Origin of the sequence: Clostridium sp. Ade.TY (genome assembly GCF_000498355.1) — a bacterium.
Lineage (GTDB): Bacteria > Bacillota > Clostridia > Clostridiales > Clostridiaceae > Clostridium.
The window spans coordinates 1-336 of record NZ_AVSV01000050.1; the positions used below are offsets into that span (position 1 = coordinate 1).

Annotated in this window: 2 tRNA genes; both read right to left on the bottom strand. The window is 40.2% G+C overall.

Annotation, left to right across the window (positions count from 1 at the left end):
• Positions 1–125: 125 nt before the first annotated feature.
• Positions 126–202, bottom strand: a tRNA-Ile gene (locus O212_RS0115445).
• A 5-nt stretch (positions 203–207) separates the two neighbouring features.
• A tRNA-Ala gene (locus tag O212_RS0115450) sits at positions 208–283 on the bottom strand.
• Positions 284–336: the final 53 nt, after the last annotated feature.

Sequence of the window (336 nt, forward strand, 5' to 3'; positions counted from 1 at the left end):
ATTTAGTCAATTCAAAATCATCACAATTTTGGTTCTCACAAAGAATAGTATTTAATAAATACTTTATTTCTTGGCTTGTTGTATCAACAATTTATATAATCATGTGCAATTTTCAAAGAACATAGTGGTGGGTCTAAGTGGACTCGAACCACCGACCTCACGCTTATCAGGCGTGCGCTCTAACCAGCTGAGCTATAGACCCATATGTGGTGGAGGTAAGGAGATTCGAACTCCTGACCCCCTGCGTGCAAGGCAGGTGCTCTCCCAGCTGAGCTATACCCCCACATACTTTAAGAGATTTGTATCTCTCAAAACTGAACAGAATTTACATCTTAA